15 protein-coding genes and 1 pseudogene are annotated in these 19,262 nt (G+C 41.2%); 13 read left to right on the top strand and 3 right to left on the bottom strand.

What is annotated here, in order from left to right; translation table 11 throughout:
- Window positions 1-237: 237 nt before the first annotated feature.
- On the bottom strand, window positions 238-927 hold the full coding sequence (locus QUF86_RS26115; protein ID WP_289317485.1) for a Crp/Fnr family transcriptional regulator: 690 nt from the start codon (window positions 925-927) through the stop codon (window positions 238-240).
- Between the two features lie 232 nt (window positions 928-1,159).
- On the opposite strand from QUF86_RS26115, the gene argC reads away from it, so the two are divergent.
- The 7 genes from argC (at window position 1,160) to argF (ending at window position 10,610) form a co-directional block, all read left to right on the top strand.
- Complete coding sequence (gene argC, locus QUF86_RS26110) at window positions 1,160-2,197, top strand: N-acetyl-gamma-glutamyl-phosphate reductase (protein WP_289317484.1); 1,038 nt, start codon at window positions 1,160-1,162, stop codon at window positions 2,195-2,197.
- A gap of 16 nt (window positions 2,198-2,213) precedes the next feature.
- Window positions 2,214-3,446 (top strand): bifunctional ornithine acetyltransferase/N-acetylglutamate synthase, encoded by a 1,233-nt coding sequence (argJ, locus tag QUF86_RS26105; protein ID WP_289317483.1) that lies wholly within the window; start codon window positions 2,214-2,216, stop codon window positions 3,444-3,446.
- Between the two features lie 10 nt (window positions 3,447-3,456).
- Entirely contained in the window at window positions 3,457-4,230 is a 774-nt protein-coding gene (argB, locus tag QUF86_RS26100) for an acetylglutamate kinase (protein ID WP_289336106.1), read from the top strand.
- The gene (locus QUF86_RS26095; RefSeq protein WP_289336105.1) at window positions 4,227-5,378 is read left to right on the top strand and encodes an acetylornithine transaminase; all 1,152 of its coding nucleotides are present in this window, start codon (window positions 4,227-4,229) and stop codon (window positions 5,376-5,378) included. The genes argB and QUF86_RS26095 overlap by 4 nt, the downstream gene beginning before the upstream one ends.
- Before the next feature lie 81 nt (window positions 5,379-5,459).
- Window positions 5,460-6,542 carry a carbamoyl phosphate synthase small subunit gene (locus tag QUF86_RS26090; RefSeq protein WP_289336104.1) on the top strand — a complete coding sequence of 361 codons (1,083 nt, stop codon included), beginning with the start codon at window positions 5,460-5,462 and terminating at the stop codon, window positions 6,540-6,542.
- A complete protein-coding gene (locus QUF86_RS26085) occupies window positions 6,535-9,654 on the top strand; it encodes a carbamoyl-phosphate synthase (glutamine-hydrolyzing) large subunit (RefSeq protein ID WP_289336103.1) in 3,120 nt (1,039 codons plus the stop codon). Before QUF86_RS26090 ends, QUF86_RS26085 begins: the two co-directional genes overlap by 8 nt.
- Complete coding sequence (gene argF / locus QUF86_RS26080; RefSeq protein WP_289317478.1) at window positions 9,651-10,610, top strand: ornithine carbamoyltransferase; 960 nt, start codon at window positions 9,651-9,653, stop codon at window positions 10,608-10,610. Before QUF86_RS26085 ends, argF begins: the two co-directional genes overlap by 4 nt.
- A gap of 70 nt (window positions 10,611-10,680) precedes the next feature.
- Here argF and QUF86_RS29000 read toward each other — a convergent pair.
- A pseudogene (locus tag QUF86_RS29000) lies at window positions 10,681-10,806 on the bottom strand (transposase); the annotation flags it as partial.
- A 278-nt stretch (window positions 10,807-11,084) separates the two neighbouring features.
- Here QUF86_RS29000 and QUF86_RS26075 point away from each other — a divergent pair.
- A complete protein-coding gene (locus tag QUF86_RS26075; RefSeq protein WP_061462081.1) occupies window positions 11,085-11,264 on the top strand; it encodes a YjzC family protein in 180 nt (59 codons plus the stop codon).
- Window positions 11,265-11,316: 52 nt separating this feature from the next.
- On the opposite strand, the gene QUF86_RS26070 is transcribed toward QUF86_RS26075, so the two are convergent.
- On the bottom strand, window positions 11,317-12,075 hold the full coding sequence (locus QUF86_RS26070; RefSeq protein ID WP_289336102.1) for an IclR family transcriptional regulator: 759 nt from the start codon (window positions 12,073-12,075) through the stop codon (window positions 11,317-11,319).
- 413 nt (window positions 12,076-12,488) lie between these two features.
- Here QUF86_RS26070 and QUF86_RS26065 point away from each other — a divergent pair, with 413 nt between their 5' ends.
- The 5 genes from QUF86_RS26065 to clpB all read left to right on the top strand — a co-directional run bounded on the left by QUF86_RS26065 (window position 12,489) and on the right by clpB (window position 19,218).
- Window positions 12,489-13,436: a fumarylacetoacetate hydrolase family protein gene (locus tag QUF86_RS26065; protein WP_289317475.1), complete on the top strand. Its 948-nt coding sequence runs from the start codon at window positions 12,489-12,491 to the stop codon at window positions 13,434-13,436.
- 1 nt (window position 13,437) lies between these two features.
- Window positions 13,438-13,929: a DinB family protein gene (locus tag QUF86_RS26060; protein ID WP_289317474.1), complete on the top strand. Its 492-nt coding sequence runs from the start codon at window positions 13,438-13,440 to the stop codon at window positions 13,927-13,929.
- 31 nt (window positions 13,930-13,960) lie between these two features.
- Window positions 13,961-15,073: a cupin domain-containing protein gene (locus tag QUF86_RS26055; RefSeq protein ID WP_289317473.1), complete on the top strand. Its 1,113-nt coding sequence runs from the start codon at window positions 13,961-13,963 to the stop codon at window positions 15,071-15,073.
- A gap of 127 nt (window positions 15,074-15,200) precedes the next feature.
- Entirely contained in the window at window positions 15,201-16,400 is a 1,200-nt protein-coding gene (locus QUF86_RS26050; protein ID WP_289317472.1) for an FAD-dependent monooxygenase, read from the top strand.
- A 229-nt stretch (window positions 16,401-16,629) separates the two neighbouring features.
- On the top strand, window positions 16,630-19,218 hold the full coding sequence (gene clpB / locus QUF86_RS26045) for an ATP-dependent chaperone ClpB (protein WP_289317471.1): 2,589 nt from the start codon (window positions 16,630-16,632) through the stop codon (window positions 19,216-19,218).
- Window positions 19,219-19,262 lie beyond the last annotated feature (44 nt).

The following is a 19,262-nucleotide window of genomic DNA, read 5'->3' as shown; positions in this document are numbered from 1 at the left end:
GGATGGCAACTATGCCATCCCTTAATTTAGTATATATAGTTGTTAAGGCCTTCCGATGCTTGCCATTAACTTATATGAATTTTTATGCTTTTTTTATGCATTTTTTATAGTACTGTGAAATTATTATATCGAATCCTTTGTAATTAAAATAATTAAATGGTCCTAGGGATGAATTTGAAAACAATCATTTTAAGATCAAGTAAGACATTATGCATTCGCTGTTTTTATGGAAGGGTTTTAATCGATGGTACAGATTTCTATTGGACAGTTTTCACAGTCGATTTCCTGCTTCAAATAGTCTAAGTCAAGAATCGTAATGCGTCCCTTATTAATGGAGATGACATTGTTTTTCCTTAATTGGGCGAGCATTCGATTGACTACCTCGCGGGATGTGCCGCAAAAATTGGCGAGTTCTTGGTTTGTAAAGGGAAGATTGATAACTTTACCGTCTTCAACTTCAGTGCCATAGCTATTTGATAAACGGATGAGGGTGGAGTAAAAAGCACCTTTCTTACCGTGCAGGAGCATATCGCGGAATTTAGACTGATTTTTACGGTTTTGAGCAGATAACCATGTCATCATATCAACTGCAAGATGGCTATCGGAGGCGATTTTCTCTTCTAATGCTTCTTTGGAAATAACCGCAACAGTTCCATCTTCCAACATTTTTGCATTCATCATATATTTAGGATTTTGAGAAAAAAGGACTGTTTCCCCAACCAAATCATTCTCCGAACAAATGCGCATAGTTAATTCCCGGCCGTCGGGAACTACCTTACTCACTTCTACTTTCCCTTTTAAAATGTAATACAAATCACTTGCTGGGGTGCTCTCCTGGAAAAGGAAGCGTCCTTTTTCCATATGTTTAACTTGCTGTTCATTATCTAAAATTGCATGCATCCGATTGGATAACGAAAATTCATTCATGTATATGACCACCTTTTAGATACCTTTATAACACAATCACTACCTTTGATTTAAACGGAAAAAACACTAGCAGTCAACAACTTTGGATAATTTTAGAAATTAATGTGGGTAATTTTTCAAATTAAAGTGGAGTTATTAATTTTATAAAAATACATTTGATTTTATTTTTATTCAGTCATATAATAATAGAATCAAAGAATGACAGGGACTTAAAATTATAGGAGATGGTTTTATGAACGTATCAATAGTAGGTGCAACGGGTTATGGAGGAGTGGAACTAATAAGGTTCCTGAATAATCATCCGCAATTTAAAATAAAATCATTGCATACTTCATCTCAATTTGGTCGGAATTTATATGAAGAAAATGCACATTTAATGCATATGAAAGATAAATTAGAAGAAATTGACCCGGAAGCGATTGCAAAAAAATCCGATATTGTATTTCTTGCAACTCCTTCTGGTGTTTCCTCGCAATTGATTTCGGAATTTTCTGACCTTGACATTAAAGTAATCGACCTTTCAGGAGACCTCAGGCTTCAAACCCCGGGTGAATACGAACACTGGTATAAAAAACCAGCCGCCCCACAGCATATTATTGAAGAAGCTGTATACGGATTGGCTGAATGGAATGCCGAAGCAATAAGGAAAGCAACGATTGTTGCGAATCCAGGGTGCTACCCAACTGCATCACTTTTAGGCCTCGCCCCTTTATTCACTGAAGGATTGGCCGGAGCAGCCGCAGAAGTGATCATCGATGCAAAATCCGGGGTTTCAGGAGCGGGTAAATCACTTTCGGCCGTTACCCATTATAGTGAAATGAATGAGAACTTTAAGATATATAAGGTAAATCAACATCAACACATACCGGAAATCGAACAACAGCTTGGACGATGGTCATCGGATTTACAACCTATTACCTTTAATACCCACCTAGTTCCAATGACAAGAGGGATTATGGCAACGATGTATATAAAGGTAAATCGGGGGACTTCAAATGTTGAATTAAAGGATTTATACGAAACAGTATACGAGAACCACCCATTTGTCCGGGTACAGCCGCTCGATCGCTTTCCATCAACGAAACAAGTATATGGATCGAACTTTTGCGATATTGGCGTCGCATATGATGAAAGGACAGGTAAGGTAACGGTGGTTTCAGTTATTGATAATTTAGTGAAGGGTGCTGCAGGGCAGGCCATTCAAAATGCAAATATATTAATGGGACTAGAAGAAACGGCAGGACTATGGAACAGTCCGCTATATCCGTAAATTTTGGAGGGAAATAATGAATACACTACAGTCAGTTGAAGAAATCAAACAAATTAAAGAAGGAAACATTTTAATGCCACAAGGGTTCAAAGCGTCAGGTGTCCATGCAGGATTGCGCTACTCCAAAAAGGATGTTGGCATCATTTTTACCGATGTACCAGCGTCAGCCGCTGCGGTTTATACACAAAATATAGTTCAAGCAGCTCCAATCAATGTAACGAAAAACAGCATTGCCGCTACTGGAAAACTTCACGGCATTGTAGTCAATAGTGCCTGTGCTAATGCTTGTACAGGAGAACAGGGTTTAAAAGATGCAAATGAAATGAGGAAGCTTGCGGCTCAAAAGTTCGGTTTGGAGGATCATTCTTTTGCAGTGGCTTCAACTGGAGTCATTGGGGAATACATGGAAATGGAAAAAGTTAAGAAAGGCATAGAGTCCTTACAGCCAGAGAATACATCTGAAGCTGCTGAAGATTTTGGTACCGCCATTTTAACAACGGATATTGTAACGAAAAGCTGCGGTTATGAAACAATGATTGACGGTAAAACCGTGAAAATGGGCGGAGCTGCGAAAGGTTCGGGAATGATTCATCCAAACATGGCCACAATGCTTGGTTTCATTACAACGGATGCTGTCATTGAACCGAATGATTTACAGCAAGCACTATCTTCCATAACCAATGATACATTCAATCAAATTACGGTTGATGGTGACTGTTCAACGAACGACATGGTGTTAGTGCTAGCGAATGGAAAAGCGAACAATGAACCTTTGACGCCTGACCATCCTGAATGGTCTGTCTTCCTGGAATTATTAAAACAAACATCCGAAAATCTGGCCAAACAAATTGCGAAAGACGGAGAAGGTGCCACAAAACTTATAGAAGTGAATGTTCATGGCATGCAGACGAAGCAAGATTCACAGATGATGGCGAAGACGATCGTTGGATCAAATCTAGTGAAAACGGCAGCTTTTGGAGCGGATGCAAACTGGGGAAGAATCATTGCTGCGATGGGAAGAAGCGGTGTGGGATTCAAGCCGGATCAAACAACGATTGTTTTTGGTGATATCGTCGTACTTAAAGATGGTGAGCCAATACAGTTTTCTGAGGAAGAAGCCAAGGCTTACTTGGAAAATGAAAGTATCATCATTCATGTTTATTTGAAAGACGGTAATGAATCGGGAACAGCATGGGGCTGCGATTTAACCTATGATTATGTAAAAATAAACGGAAGCTATCGTTCGTAAGGAGGAAAGAATGAACATATTAGTCATTAAGTGCGGCGGCAGTATCATTAATGAGTTATCGGAGTCGTTTTTCAATAGTGCTAAAGAGTTACAAAACCGGGGGTATCATATTGTCTTTGTTCATGGAGGCGGCCCAGATATAAATTCGATGCTTGATAAATATGAAATTGAACCAGTCTTTGAAAATGGTTTAAGAAAAACGACCACTGAAGTGATGGAAATTGTGGAACTTATCCTGGCAGGCAAATCGAACCGCAGTCTCGTTCATAAATTAGAAGCACACGGCATAAAGGCAGTCGGTTTAAATGGTTCTGACGGCGGAATTCTCACAGGTGAGTATATAGATGAACAGAAACTTGGAGCTGTAGGTAAGATACAAAAAGTCAATACTGAATTACTTGGACTTTTATTCGAAAATGGTTATTGTCCGGTATTGACGCCAATTGCAACTACCGAAGAAGGTACTAAATTAAATGTGAATGCTGATATGGCTGCAGGGTCAGTAGCGAAGGCACTATCGGCAGATATGTGTTTATTTGTGACCGATGTTAAAGGGGTCTTAAAGAATGAACAGATCATTGAGAAATTGACTGAAACGGAAGCAAAGGAATTGATCGAGGGTGGAAGCATCCATGGAGGAATGATTCCAAAAGTCAATACAGCGCTGTCGGTTCTTAATAAAGGGGTTGAAGAAGTGATGATCGTGAGTGGAAAAGATCACTTTTATCAAGGCGGACAATTCATCGGAACGAAATTTCTTCAGGAAGAAGGGGTATTTCAATGAGTTCTTTATTTCCAACATATGCAAGGTGGAACATTGAGCCAGACACAGCGTCAGGAATGAAGATTACGAGTACAACTGGTAAAGAGTATCTGGATTTTACATCCGGAATCGGGGTTTTGAATCTTGGGCATTGTCATGAGAAGGTAAAAATGGCCGTCACGGAACAGCTTAATAAATATTGGCATGTTTCCAACATGTTTAACAGTTCCATACAGGAACGGACAGCAAAAATGCTGGCAGATGCCTCTGGTCTAAGCCAGGTGTTTTTTGCTAACAGTGGTGCCGAGGCGAATGAGGCAGCTATCAAACTTGCACGTAAAGCTACTGGGAGAAGCAAAATTGTCACATGTCAGCAGTCTTTCCACGGCCGCACGTTTGCAACGATGGCTGCAACGGGACAGGAAAAAATTAAAACTGGTTTCGGACCTATGCTAGCTTCGTTCGAATATGTTCCATTTAATGATAATGATGCCATGACAGCAGCCATTGATGAAAATACGGCCGCTGTAATGATTGAAATAGTTCAAGGTGAGGGCGGCATCCATGTTGTACAGCAATCCTATCTGGACGCGATTCAAACTAAATGTCAAGCTCACGGAGCCCTTCTTATCATTGATGAAATCCAGACTGGGATAGGACGTACAGGGAAACCATTTGCATTCCAGCATTTCAATATCCAACCGGACATCATCACTTCTGCTAAGGGGCTGGGAAATGGCCTGCCAATCGGGGCGATGATTGGGAAGGAAAGGCTGTCGGAGTTCTTTAACCCTGGAAGTCATGGATCCACTTTTGGAGGTAATCCCGTTAGTGTCTCAGCAGCTGAAGCTGTTTTAATGGAAATTTTCCAATCAGGATTTTTAAAAAGTACCGTGAAAAAGGCTGAATACCTTGAGAGTGAATTGGCAAAAGCATTAAATGATTCGGAAGAAGTGATAGAGATTCGCGGACTGGGAATGATGGTCGGGATTGAATGTAAACAAGATGTTCAGGGGTTTTTAATGGAACTTCAAGAAGAGGGCTTATTAGTATTGAGTGCAGGTTCTAAGGTACTTCGTTTACTTCCATCACTGACAGTTACTGAACCAGAGATCGATATGGCAATAAACAAAATTAAAAAAGTATTGGCAATTAAACAAACTATCTAAATTGAATGAATTTTTATAGAATAAAATGAATAATTATGCTATTCTATATATAAATATACATCATCTAAAGAGGTGAAGATCATGAAAAGCTATCTATATTTAGAGAATGGTTCCGTCTTTGAAGGGGAACTGCTGACAAAATCCTCTGAAAAAGCAATCACTGGAGAGATTGTCTTTTTTACAGGAATGACCGGATATCAAGAAGTATTGACAGATCCTTCATATAAGGACCAGATTGTCATCTTCACATATCCTCTGATCGGAAATTATGGAATCAATGAATATGATTTTGAAAGTAAAAAGCCGCATGTTGCGGGTGTCATTGTATATGAAGGAAATATGGGCCATTCTCATTATCAAGCTGAATATTCACTTGGTGAATATTTAGACAAGTGGAGCATTCCGCTTTTAAGCCATGTTGACACAAGAGCGGTCGTTAAGAATATAAGACAGGAAGGTTCCATGCAAGCAGTCATCACAGCGGAAGAAAAATTCACTGTCGAACCTGGTCTGAATGGTTTATCCGCCCACGTTGCTGAGGTATCCACAAAGGTAGTCGAGAGTTTTGGAGAAGGCGACAAGCACGTGGTGATGATGGATTTCGGTTATAAAAAATCCATATTGGATTCATTGGTTGAGCAAGGCTGCCGAGTCTCGGTCGTACCATTCGATACTGAATTCGAACAAATCAAGGACTTGAAGCCAGATGGTATTTTGCTTTCAAATGGGCCTGGGGATCCAAAACAGCTTGAATACCTTTTAGGAAACATAAAAAAGATCATTACGAATTTCCCAACGATGGGCATCTGTCTCGGTCATCAATTAACGGCACTAGCCTTTGGGGGAAATACAAAAAAAATGCTGTTTGGACATCGCGGAGCGAATCAGCCCGTGGTCGATTTGAAAACGAAAAAGGTGTATATGAGTTCTCAAAATCATAGTTATGAGGTTGATGAACCGAGCTTACAAGGAACATCGCTTCAAGTGAGATTCAGAAATGTGAATGATAGTACAGTTGAGGGACTCATGCATGAAGACCTGCCAATATTCACTACCCAGTACCACCCAGAGGCAAATCCAGGGCCTATCGAGAGTTCACTACTATTCAACGACTTTTTACAAATGATAAATGATTATAGCGGGAGAGAAAAAGCTTATGCCTAAGGACGACACGATAAAGACCATATTAGTGATTGGTTCGGGGCCGATTGTCATCGGGCAGGCCGCCGAATTCGATTATGCAGGTACACAGGCCTGCCTCGCTTTAAAAGAAGAAGGATATAAAGTCATACTGGTCAACAACAATCCGGCAACGATCATGACTGATGATATGAATGCGGATGCTGTCTATTTCGAACCTTTAACCGTCGATGTACTGGAAAAGATCATTTCCAAAGAAAAGCCGGATGGCCTGCTCGCAACATTAGGAGGTCAGACAGGGTTAAATCTTGCTTATCAATTGGATGATGCCGGAGTACTTGAAAAATATAAAGTCAAATTATTGGGAACTCCAATCGACTCCATCAAAAAGGGGGAGGATCGTGAACTGTTCCGTGAGCTGATGTTTGAAATAGGAGAACCAGTTCCAGACAGTACAATTGTCCATTCTCTTGAAGAAGCGCTAGCTTTTGCCGATAAAATCGGTTTCCCCATCATCGTTCGTCCTGCTTATACACTGGGAGGCACTGGCGGCGGGATTGCTGATTCACTGGATACCTTTAAGGAACTTGTACGGGGCGGACTCCAAGAAAGCCCGATTACACAATGCTTGATTGAAAGAAGCATTGCTGGATTTAAAGAAGTCGAATATGAAGTGATGCGAGATGCCAACAATACGTGCATCACCATCTGTAACATGGAAAATATCGATCCGGTAGGGATTCATACAGGTGATTCAATCGTGGTGGCGCCATCACAGACCTTATCTGACGATGAGTTTCAAATGCTGCGTGCCGCTTCCATTAAAATCATCTCTGCTTTAGGTATTATAGGCGGCTGTAACATTCAATTTGCACTTGATCCGAATAGCAAACAATATTATTTAATAGAAGTTAACCCACGCGTCAGCCGTTCATCGGCACTAGCTTCAAAAGCAACAGGTTATCCAATAGCTCGCATAGCTGCAAAGCTTGCTGTCGGCTACCATTTATCTGAACTTATCAATCCTGTAACGCAAAGCACCTATTCAAGCTTCGAACCTGCTCTTGACTATGTAGCGGTGAAGTTCCCGAGGTGGCCATTCGATAAATTCACGACCGCCAACCGCAAATTGGGAACACAGATGAAGGCTACAGGTGAAGTGATGGCTTTACACCGCAGCTTTGAGGGGGGAGTCCAAAAGGCAGTCGATTCTTTGGAATTAAAAACGAATGGACTGCAGCTAGCATCGCTGAAAAATAAAACGGTTCCTGAACTTTGGGGGAAGCTTGCCGAAAAATCTGACGAACGAATATTTGTCATTTTTGAAATGCTTAGAAAAGGCGTGACGATTGAAGAAATCCATGAAGCGACAACCATAGATTATTTCTTCCTTAAATCCTTTGCTTCATTGATCCAAAAAGAAATGGAAATCGAAGGCATGTCAATCGATCAGGTGACTAAGGAAGAATTGCAGTCATACAAGGAAAAGGGCTTCTCAGACCGCTATCTTGCTTCCGTATGGAATGTAAGTGAGATGGAACTGAGAGCACATCGGATATCACTTGGCCTTACGGCGGTCTACAAAACGGTAGATACATGTGCAGCCGAGTTCGAATCACATACTAACTATCACTATTCAACATATTTTGGTGAAAATGAACAGAAAAAGACTGATAAAAAGAAAGTCTTGATGATTGGCAGCGGTCCTATCAGGATCGGACAGGGAATAGAATTTGATTACTGTTCCGTTCATGGGGTTTATGCACTCCAAGATGAAAATGTTGAAACGATCATGATCAATAATAACCCTGAAACGGTAAGTACGGATTTTGCGACGGCAGATCGCCTTTATTTTGAGCCGTTAACCCTTGAATACGTTCTTAATGTAATAGAAGCGGAAGATATTGAAGATGTAATCGTTCAATTTGGCGGGCAGACTGCGATAAATCTCGCAAAAGGCCTCGAAGATTACGGTGTCAATTTGTTGGGGACTTCATTTGATACACTTGATCAATTAGAAGACCGTGATCGCTTTTATCAGCTTCTTCAAAAACTGGATATCCCTCATGTGCCGGGTTCAATGGCTAATGGTGAAGAACAATTAATTGAACGTGCAGAGGCAATCGGTTTTCCAGTGCTCTTACGCCCATCCTATGTAATTGGCGGCCAGGGAATGGAAATCATCCGCTCCAAGGAAAGCTTATTGAATAGAATGGAAAATGGAACGGCACTTGTATATCCCGTGCTAATCGATTCTTATATTCCGGGAAAAGAAGCCGAAATCGATTTGATCGCAGATGGAAATGATGTATATATTCCAATCATTGCTGAACATGTTGAAAAAGCAGGGGTTCATTCAGGGGATAGCATGGCATTGTTGCCAGCTCAATCCTTAACGGATGATATCAAAGGTAAAATGACCCTTTATGCCAAAAAACTAGTAATGGAGCTTGGTTATAAAGGACTTATGAACATCCAATTCGTGATTGACGGAAATAGTGTATATGTATTGGAAGTGAATCCCCGTGCCAGTCGGACCATTCCAATCATCAGTAAAGTGACTGACGTATCCTTAGTGCAAATAGCGACAAAAATATTGCTCGGGAAATATTCATTGTCGAATGCGTTCGATAAAACGGGCTTGATGGAAGAAATTCCATATGCAGTCGTAAAATATCCAGTATTCTCTACATTTGCACTTAGCGGACTTGATTCGAAGGTGGGGCCGGAAATGAAATCAACAGGTGAAGGAATCGCCATCGGAGAAACGGTAAATGAAGCATTGACAAAAGTATTCCATGCTCAAAACGCAAAAAATACCTCAGGTGTATATCAATCCGAATCAGTCCAATTAAGTGAAGATTTACTTGCGCAAATCGAAGAAGCAGGTTTGACACTGGGGGATTCTGATTTTGATGAATGGTTAAATGAAGGAAATGCAGCGGTTGTATTGGCATATGGAACAACAGAAGAAGATAAGAAGCTAAGGTTACTGGCAGCAAAATATCGACTGCTTGCATTTACGGAAGAAGAGACTTTTAAGGCCTATCTACAATCGTTGGAAAATGCTGATCCAGGGGTTACCTCGCTTCAGGAATGGCTTGTATCATATTCGAAAGGAGTGTCACACGTATGAGTTCAATGACGGCACCGACACAAGCGAAGATTTTAAATGGAAAAGATTTTTTGACCATGAAGGAGTCTACACCCAAAGCAATTGAAGATTTGTTAAAGCTAGCACAGACCATTAAAGGCAAATGGCAAGCTGGCGAAGAATATACACCTTTAAAAGGGAAAACGCTGGGGATGATTTTTGAAAAATCGTCTACCCGTACCCGTGTATCTTTTGAAGTTGGCATGATGCAGCTTGGCGGACACGCTTTGTTCTTGAGTGGCAATGACTTGCAAATTGGACGTGGGGAAACTATTTCCGATACTGCAAAAGTCCTTTCTGAATATATAGATGGCATCATGATTCGTACCTTCGAGCATGAAAAAATCCTGGAGTTGTCAGAAAATTCCTCTATCCCAGTCATCAATGGGTTAACAGACCTTGCACATCCCTGTCAGGTGCTTGCTGACTTCTTGACGATCATCGAGATTAAAGGACAGCTAAAAGGCCTGAAGATGAGTTATATCGGAGATGGCAATAATGTTGCCAATTCATTGATGGTGGGCTGCGCAAAAATGGGAATGGACTTTTCCATTGGGTGTCCTGAGGCCTACAAACCTGACGAAAAGGTTGTTGCCTATGCTCAAAAAGTGGCAGAAGAGACTGGCAGTGAAATTGTGGTGACAACCTCAGCTTCGGAAGCTATAAAAGATGCGGATATCGTCTATTCCGATGTTTGGACCTCCATGGGGCAGGAAATCGAGAATAGCATTCGCTTAGAAGCTTTTAAAAATTATCAAATCAATGGTGAACTTGTAAAACTTGCTAAAGAAGATTATTTATTCATGCATTGCCTGCCTGCACACAGGGAAGAAGAAGTAACGGCTGAAGTCATCGATGGACCTAATTCCGTCGTTTTCCACCAAGCCGGAAATCGTCTGCATGCCCAAAAAGCGGTTCTAGTGGATTTAATGTCTTAACCAAAAAAAGGTTTCGGAATGGTCTCATTCCGAAACCTTTTTGATTTTTTATTGGAATTTTAGCAGTATAGAGAATAATAACTGGATCAATACTTAGGCGTCCTACCTCTGAATACATATCTTTAACCAAGTCATAAATGAAAGAGTAATCAATTGTTGCCTCCATTTTACGAACCAAATGATTCGATTGCACCAGTTGATTTAAAGTTAATCATTTCAAGTTAATCTCGCTGAATAGAATCATGTTTAGTAATCGCCCTTATCACCTCAGGTTTTAATCCACCTATTATAAAACCTAAAAAGACTGGTAGACAAACTCAATTATTATCGAGTTTGTCTACAGTCTAAGCGTCTGCTCAGAGAGCAGACGCTTTTTTAATTCAGCCGAATTTCCTGTGTGTCCTTAATTTTTCTGACATGAAAGAAAGGAACATGGTAATAATAACAAGGAAAGCATGAAAAGGGGTGAAATCTATGGGGCAAAATCGTCAATTCAAGCCAGGTCAGAAGGCGCCTAACAATGGGACCTACGTAGAAATCGGTGAAACGGGCAGCACGGTAGTTAATCCGAAAATGGTAAAACTTGATGCAGGGGACGCTTTTCCTGAAACATCCAATCACAACCGGATATGGACATATCAGCGAAAGCCATGAAAAATCTAAAAGCAGGAAAAAGGAATGATTACCATCCTTTTTCCTGCTTTTCTTATTCAGCGGTGTAACCGAATATTTTCGAGATCTCCAAATAGCTCTTTCTTAAATAGTGGCTTAAGGGATCATCGTAATGATCTGGAATGCTTTCGGTGAATCCAACGGCAGTGATCGCTCCCAATAAGTCTGAATTATAATTAAAAACCGGGATGGACACCGAGGAAACAGAAGGTACAAGAGGCTCTTTGGCAAAAGCGATCTTGTATTTCCGAATATCATGATATTCATTTGTTTCTTTCAGGAAAGGCCCGGTAACATTACGATCTTTTTCAATCCAGTCCGCTGTCAAGGAAGGATCCTGAAATACAGTGAATACTTTACCTGAAGAGGATGATGGGGGAAGACGCGTACCCAACTGGGCCCCGATGTTTAAGTTTTGGTTGGAATTCCATATTTTTGCCGTGATTGGTCCATCGTATGTCCAAACGGAAAAAAGGACTGTACAAGAGGTATGGTGACTGATTTCCTGTAAATAAGGTGTTATTCTGCTCGTGATGTCCTCATTTCCTATGGCTGCCATGCCATATTGAATCAATTTGCTCCCAAGGTGATACATACCGGTTGTCTTATCACGATATAGTAACTCCAGTTGAGTCAATGTATTCAAATACTTATAGAGGTTACTTTTCGTTATGTCCGTTAATTCTTGAATATCAGAGAATCTTAACGGATTTCTTTGGGAAGCAAGTAAATCTATGATGCTCATCCCTATTTGTAATGATTGAATCGTCGAACCGGATTTTACGATTTCCATAAGTCAATCTCCCTAATCTGTTTTAATTTAGGTCTAGTATATCAGAATCTGTAAAATTTAAATGAAATTAAAGTAAGAAAAAATCAGCCACTTGAAAGCTATCAATATACTTTATTATTAATAAATGAATTTTTTTGTCTATTTCATAAATTTCCCAAGTGGATTCGGAAAACCTCTTAATGGTGTAAATGATAACATTTTCACAAAATTATTTACAATACTATCTTGACAATATTCCGAAAATTAAGTTATCATTTATATAAATAGTGAACTAAGTTATCTATGAGTGGATTAATGAGATAAGCATTTATCATTCATATTCTGGTTTGTGAAGTTAATCCAGCAGATGGCCCACGAACAAAGAACTAAAAGAGGCTTTATAAAAAATCCAGATTAATAAAGGAGAATGGAATATGAAATTAGTAACTTTCAGCAGTCAGGGATTTAAACGTATTGGTGCAATTTACCCGGATAATGTAATAGTGGATTTGAACTATGCCTATCAAGCGCTTCTTGAAAGCGAAGGGAAACTCCGCAGTGTACAAATCGCTGAAGCGTATGTCCCTGCAACAATGGAGGCATTTTTACAGGGAGGGAATGAAAGCCTTTCCATCGCGAAAAAGGCTGCGGATTATGCATTGAACAATCGTGATTCCTTCAGACATAAAATGGTACATGAAATTGAAGATATAAAGCTTGAGGCCCCTATCCAAAAGCCAAGCAAAATTATTTGTGTCGGACATAACTACCGTGAACACATTGCTGAAATGGGTCGCGAATTGCCGCCATTCCCTGTGGTATTCGCAAAGTTCGCCAATACAGTAATCGGTCCCCAGGATGATATACCGTTTTTCCCAATCTCTGAACAACTTGATTATGAAGCGGAATTCGCTTTTGTAGTCGGACAAAGGGCACGTAATGTTTCAAAAGAAGATGCTCTTGATTATGTAGCTGGTTATACAATTGCGAATGATGTTACGTACCGTGATATCCAACGGCGTACACTTGAGTGGCTTCAAGGGAAAACGGTTGAAGGAAGTGCTCCGTTGGGGCCTTGGTTAGTCACTTCCGATGAACTATCCGATCCATCTGGCTTAAATGTCCGATTAACGGTAAATGGTGAAGAACGCCAAAAAACGAATACATCCAACTTCGTATTCGATGTGAAGTATTTAGTTGAATTCTTATCGAATTTAATGACTCTTGAACCAGGTGACATCGTACTCACAGGAACACCGGGTGGGGTAGGAGTAGCCCGTGATCCACAAGTGTTCTTAAAAGATGGTGACGTTGTCAAAATCGAAATCGACAAAATAGGTTATCTTGAAAACCGTGTGCGACTTGTCGGGGAGGGAAAATAAAATGGCGTATCAGGAAATCGGGATATCAATCCAATCGGTTCACCAATCAATCGACCACATTCTTGAGACAGCAGCAAACCTCCCGGAGGAAACGATCAGATATAAGCCTGCAGATGATGAATGGTCAATCATGCAGATACTTTCCCATTTAGCTGAGGCCATCCCTTATTGGTTAGGTGAAGTGGAAACTGTTATAGCGATGCCTGGAGCCAAATGGGGGCGTGGCTTACAAGATCCAGCCCGATTGGCAGCCGTTACCCATACTGACAAACTTGCTGTTGATGATGTCTTGAAACAAGTGGAGGAGCTTAAATATAAAGTGGAAAGCAGGCTCGGGAATTTAGATGAAGAAACACTATCTAGAGAATCGCCACACCGAAATTTCGCGAAATTCGGAAACAAACCCGTTTCTTATATTGTGGAACACTTCATCGATGAACATATTTCAGGACACTACGATCAAATTAAGCGAAATCTTTCTAAAATCCAGTGAGAAAAGATAAAAAAAGAAAGTTGGGATTAATATGGCTGAAAAATTGGAATACATGAATAGTGCAATCGTAAAGGATTTTACAAAGGATATTCAACAGTATAACCTTGGGCCTCTGTGGGAAGCCATTCCCGCTCTGATGGACCATGAACCTAAACCTCATGCCCATGCTTATTTATGGAAAGAAGAGCTTTTGACTAAAAAGTTGATGGAAGCAGCTGAAATCTTCACACCTGATCGGGGAGGGGAGCGGAGGGCCATTTATTTTCAAAACCCTGGCTTAACTTATCGTCAGCCTTGGGGATGGGCTTCGACAACACAAACGCTTTATGCAGCGGTTCAGCTTTTGTTGCCTGGTGAAGTGGCTCCTTCCCATCGTCACTCTCAAAGTGCCCTTCGTTTCATTACAAATGGTGAGGGTGCCTACACCATCGTGCAAGGAGAAAGGATCTTCATGGAAGAAGGGGATTTCTTGATCACGCCAAAAAACCTATGGCATGGTCATGGTCATGTTGGAGAAAAACCGATGATTTGGATGGATGCCCTTGATATCCCAACTATCTATTCAATAGGTGGCACTTTCTTTGAACCATACCCAGACCGGGTTGAAATGCCTAAACGGCCTGATGATTTTTCAGAGCTCCGTTATCAAGGCGGAATGGTTCGTCCGATATCCGATCGTTATTCACAAGTGGCACCGCTTGCCAACTACAAATGGAAAGGCACCAAAGCAGCGATAGAAGGATTAATGAACTTCGAACCAGATCCATTTGAAGGTTTTGCTGTGGAATATATTAATCCTTCAAATGGACAAACGGCAAATCCGACGATGGGGGCATGGATGCAGAAACTGCCAAAAGGATTCCATACCAAAGCACATCGCCATACCCATTCCACAATCTATCAAGTGCACCAAGGTTCAGGCTATACGGTCATTAATGGAGTGCGTTTTGATTGGTCCAAGGGAGATTATTTCGTCGTTCCGAATTGGGCTTGGCATGAGCATGTTGCAGAAGTCGATTCTTACTTATTCTCGGTAAACGACCTACCAATAATGGAGAGATTCGATTTGGAACAGCAACAGGCATTAGACACAAACAATGGTTACCAAAAGGTTGAAAGTGAATTCAAGCCTGTTTTGGTTTGAAAATAATCGGTTTGAAACTTTCAGAATGATCCTAATGAATATATAGAATGCCAGTCGAATGAAAACGCTTACTATGGTGCTGGTCCACAACATTGGCTAAAAGCTACTTATATAGGGGGAATTGATGATGAACACAGAAAAAAAACCATTCATCGTTATCGGTGGGGGAATTGGCGGATTGGCAACTGCTTTAGGAATCGCAGAAACTAAACAGTATGTAAAGGTCCTTGAACAAGCTCCCGAATTTGGTGAAATTGGTGCAGGGATTCAGCTTGCCGCAAATGCAACCAACGTATTAAAGCGTTTAGGCGTCATGGAAAAAATCAATGAAATAGCAGTCTTTCCAAAAAGATTGGTACTGATGGATGCTTTTTCTGGAAAAGAGCTTTCCGCTTTGGATTTAGGTGATGTTTATAAAGAAAGATATGGAGCGCCTTATATTGTTTTGCATCGTTCCGATTTGCATAAAGTACTGGCTGAAGCCTGTGAAATGAACCCGTATATTGAACTGGTAACGAACCAAACCATTATTGAAACAGTAGAAAATGAGGGTGAAGTGACAGTTACTTCTGCCAACGGGTCCCAACATTCAGGAACGGCTGTCATTGGAGCCGATGGATTATGGTCCAATGCACGGAAACTGTTTGTTGAAGATCAACCGGTCTGCTCACAATATGTTGCATACAGAGGAGCGATTCCGATGGAAGAGGTTACGAGTCATGGAGATTTAGATGATGTATACATGTGGATTGGACCAAACCTTCATCTTGTTCAATACCCGGTTAGAAGGGGAGAACTATACAACCAAGTGGTGGTCTTCAAAAGTTCTCAATACACGGAAGAAAATGAAAAAACAGATCAATGGGGTACCCCCGAAGAAATGGATCATGTATTCGCCGGAACTTGTGAGCTTGTTCAGAATGCAATTTCATTCATTCAACGGCAACGTCGCTGGCCAATGTATGACCGTTTACCAATTGATAATTGGACAAAAGGGAGGATTACGCTAACGGGCGATGCTGCACATCCGATGCTTCAATACTTGGCACAAGGGGCTTGCCAGGCTTTAGAAGATGCAGCTTATTTGGCCGATATGCTTCATAAGCATGGGAATGACATTGAACAGGCATTTTTGGAATACCAAGAGGAACGGATTCCGCGTACGGCGAATGTTCAAACCAGCGCTAGAATGTGGGGGGAAATCATCCACAATGCGACCGATGCTGGAATTCTGCTCAGAGATACAATCCTTGCAGGTCGCACGGATAAGGATTTCAAATTCGTCGATGAATTTCATGGTTATAATAAAATGGCCGTGAAAGCATAAAGCTGATTCGTTTCATAAAAATCTTGTGATGGGATGTAATGAATTTACAGATGGGTTTTGCCTTTCTTCTTTATGAAGAAAGGCTTTTGCCGTTTATCCTCCATAATTGCATTTTTTATAACATTCCTTTACATGGGGAGAATTAGAAGTATAATGAAAATATAAAGGTCAAACTTGGTCAAACCAAGAGGGGTTTCGTTCATGAAATAGATGAATGGGAGGTTTTAAGATGGATATTAATAAAATGACGGAGAGAACCCAACAGGCAATCATTGGCGGCCAGGAGCTAGCTAAAGATAGAGGGAATCCCGAGCTGACGGAGCTTCATTTATTAAAGATTTTAATGGAACAGGATGAAAGTTTATTAATCAGGATTTTATCGGAATCTGATAAACCGATGAATCAATTTGATATAGAGCTTAATAGGGAACTGGATCGATTACCGGAAGTGAGCGGAAGTGTTTCCCAGGTTTACATGTCATCCTCCCTTCAGGGAATTTTGACCGCTGCCGAAAAAGAAATGCAGATGTGGGAAGATGAATATTTATCTGTCGAACATATACTTCTTGCGTCGTTGCAGGTCAATAAAACGAATGTAAACAGGCTTTTTTCATCATATGGGATTGATTATGATAAAGCGAAACGGGTTATAAACGATATAAGGGGGAATCAGCGAGTGACTAATCAAAATCCTGAAAGCACATATGAGGTACTTAAAAAATACGGCAGAGATCTCGTTGCTGAGGTTAAATCAGGGAAGGTCGATCCCGTAATCGGTCGAGATACGGAAATCCGTAACGTCATTCGGATCCTATCACGTAAAACGAAAAATAATCCTGTATTAATTGGAGAACCTGGAGTTGGTAAAACAGCCATTGTCGAAGGGTTGGCACAAAGGATCGTGAGAAAGGATGTGCCGGAAGGATTAAAGGACAAGACCGTTTTTTCACTTGATATGAGTGCGCTTGTCGCAGGGGCAAAATTCCGCGGTGAATTTGAGGAAAGGCTAAAAGCGGTGTTGAATGAAATCAAGAAAAGTGACGGCAAAATCCTTTTATTCATTGATGAATTGCATACAATTGTCGGGGCCGGAAGAACGGATGGCGCACTTGATGCCGGGAATATGTTAAAGCCGATGCTTGCACGCGGGGAGCTGCATTGTATCGGTGCAACAACCCTGGATGAATATCGACAATATATTGAAAAGGATCCGGCTCTTGAACGCCGTTTCCAACAGGTTCTGGTTCCTGAACCGGATGTGGAAGATACGATTTCAATTTTGCGTGGATTAAAGGAACGATTTGAAATTCACCATGGCGTCAGGATACATGATCGGGCGATCGTTGCAGCCTCTGTCCTTTCGAACCGATATATAACGGAGCGATTCCTACCGGATAAAGCGATAGATCTTGTGGATGAAGCTTGTGCGATGATCCGAATGGAAATCGATTCAATGCCCTCCGAGTTGGATGAAATCACGAGAAAAGTCATGCAACTTGAAATTGAAGAAGCGGCCTTGAAGAATGAGGAGGACCCTCAAAGCAAAGCAAGGCTGGAAGTGCTTCAAAAAGAACTATCAGAACTTCAGGATCAAGCGAATAGCATGAAGTCCAAATGGCAAATGGAGAAATCAGCTCTTCAAAAGGTGCAGGATCAACGTGAAGAGCTTGAGAAACTGCGCCATGAGCTGGAACAGGCAGAGAATGACTATGACCTTAACCGGGCAGCAGAACTTCGGCACGGAAGGATTCCACAGCTTCAAAAAGAATTGGAAGCAATGGAAGATGAATTGGAAAAGGAAAAACAGGAATCACGGTTGCTTCGCCAAGAAGTGACTGAGGAGGAAATTGCCTCGATTGTTGCAAGGTGGACGGGGATTCCCGTAAGCAAGCTGGTGGAAAGTGAAAGGGAGAAGCTGCTCCGCCTTTCTGATATCCTGCATGAACGCGTAATAGGTCAAGGAGAAGCGGTGGAACTAGTATCCGATGCTGTTTTACGGGCAAGGGCTGGAATTAAAGACCCCAACAGACCGATTGGTTCATTCATTTTCCTGGGGCCGACTGGGGTAGGTAAAACTGAACTGGTAAAAGCTTTGGCAGAAACGCTATTCGATAGTGAAGAACATATGATTCGAATCGATATGTCGGAATATATGGAGAAACATTCCGTGTCCCGCCTTGTTGGTGCACCCCCTGGATATGTTGGTTTTGAGGAAGGCGGCCAACTAACGGAGGCAATTAGGAGAAACCCATACTCAGTCGTATTATTGGATGAAATTGAAAAGGCGCATCCTGAAGTCTTCAATATTTTGCTGCAAATGTTGGATGATGGTAGGATAACGGACTCCCAGGGCAGAACAATCAACTGTAAAAATACAGTGATCATCATGACTTCCAATATCGGTTCCCATTTCTTGTTGCAGTCCAACCTGATGGATGGTGGAATTGAAGACGAAATAAAAGATCAAGTCTTTAAAGAATTAAGAGGGCATTTCCGTCCGGAATTTTTGAATCGCGTAGATGACATTGTTTTATTCAAACCTCTTACGAAACAAGAAATCGTTGAAATCGTAGAAAAAATGGTTCAGCATTTACAAGTAAGGTTAACTGAACAAAATATTATCCTGAACGTCACTGAAGCGGCTAAGGAATTCATTGCGGACCAGGGATATGATCCGGTATATGGGGCCAGACCATTGAAGCGATTCATCCAAAAGCATCTTGAAACGAAAATCGCCCGTAAGATCATAGCTGGGACAGTTGGACTGGAAAAAGGAATAACGATTGATTATGATCATGATGAATTGGTCCTCATATAAAATGTAGTTTACCCGAAAGCAAAGTACGGTATAACAAAAAGGAC

The organism is Peribacillus sp. NJ11 (assembly GCF_030348405.1).
In the GTDB taxonomy this organism is placed as follows: Bacteria; Bacillota; Bacilli; order Bacillales; family DSM-1321; genus Peribacillus.
This window is presented reverse-complemented; position numbering and strand designations above follow the sequence as displayed.

Excerpts from the sequence above, each read along its gene's own strand:
- QUF86_RS26070 (WP_289336102.1), bottom strand. The coding sequence starts at position 12,075 with ATGGAAATCGTAAAATCCGGTTCGACGATTCAATCATTACAAATAGGG.
- QUF86_RS26085 (WP_289336103.1), top strand. The coding sequence starts at position 6,535 with ATGCCTAAGGACGACACGATAAAGACCATATTAGTGATTGGTTCGGGG.
- QUF86_RS26050 (WP_289317472.1), top strand. The coding sequence starts at position 15,201 with ATGAACACAGAAAAAAAACCATTCATCGTTATCGGTGGGGGAATTGGC.
- argF (WP_289317478.1), top strand. The coding sequence starts at position 9,651 with ATGAGTTCAATGACGGCACCGACACAAGCGAAGATTTTAAATGGAAAA.
- QUF86_RS26065 (WP_289317475.1), top strand. The coding sequence starts at position 12,489 with ATGAAATTAGTAACTTTCAGCAGTCAGGGATTTAAACGTATTGGTGCA.
- QUF86_RS26075 (WP_061462081.1), top strand. The coding sequence starts at position 11,085 with ATGGGGCAAAATCGTCAATTCAAGCCAGGTCAGAAGGCGCCTAACAAT.
- argJ (WP_289317483.1), top strand. The coding sequence starts at position 2,214 with ATGAATACACTACAGTCAGTTGAAGAAATCAAACAAATTAAAGAAGGA.
- argB (WP_289336106.1), top strand. The coding sequence starts at position 3,457 with ATGAACATATTAGTCATTAAGTGCGGCGGCAGTATCATTAATGAGTTA.
- QUF86_RS26060 (WP_289317474.1), top strand. The coding sequence starts at position 13,438 with ATGGCGTATCAGGAAATCGGGATATCAATCCAATCGGTTCACCAATCA.
- argC (WP_289317484.1), top strand. The coding sequence starts at position 1,160 with ATGAACGTATCAATAGTAGGTGCAACGGGTTATGGAGGAGTGGAACTA.
- QUF86_RS26115 (WP_289317485.1), bottom strand. The coding sequence starts at position 927 with ATGAATGAATTTTCGTTATCCAATCGGATGCATGCAATTTTAGATAAT.
- QUF86_RS26055 (WP_289317473.1), top strand. The coding sequence starts at position 13,961 with ATGGCTGAAAAATTGGAATACATGAATAGTGCAATCGTAAAGGATTTT.
- clpB (WP_289317471.1), top strand. The coding sequence starts at position 16,630 with ATGGATATTAATAAAATGACGGAGAGAACCCAACAGGCAATCATTGGC.
- QUF86_RS26095 (WP_289336105.1), top strand. The coding sequence starts at position 4,227 with ATGAGTTCTTTATTTCCAACATATGCAAGGTGGAACATTGAGCCAGAC.
- QUF86_RS26090 (WP_289336104.1), top strand. The coding sequence starts at position 5,460 with ATGAAAAGCTATCTATATTTAGAGAATGGTTCCGTCTTTGAAGGGGAA.